Annotated in this window: 1 protein-coding gene; it reads left to right on the top strand. The window is 38.6% G+C overall.

The genetic code is table 11. The features are described from left to right. Positions 1-228, top strand: a 228-nt coding sequence (locus SB724_RS22180; protein WP_410573286.1) for a CBS domain-containing protein, incomplete at both ends; no start/stop codon positions are given.

The raw sequence follows: 228 nt of genomic DNA, 5'->3' as shown, positions 1-228 counted from the left end.
CCTGCAACACGCATAGTAACTAGCTTTACTCAAACAAGTCCTATGCGCGCAGCGTTTGATACAACCATTGAACAAGCATCAAAACAACTAAATACTCAGCCTTCTGATTTTATTTTAGTAACTGATGAGCATCAAAAGCTAATTGGTATTGTCGCAAGTGCAGATTTACAAAGCTCAAAAATCATGATTTTATCGCAGCGTTTAGGCTTGCCTCGTAGTGAAATTAGC

The organism is Bacillus sp. SIMBA_031, from assembly GCF_046535225.1.
Taxonomy (GTDB): domain Bacteria; phylum Bacillota; class Bacilli; order Bacillales; family Bacillaceae; genus Bacillus; species Bacillus velezensis.
Note: the sequence above shows the minus strand (reverse complement) of the source record. Positions and strands in the feature narration are given on the sequence as shown.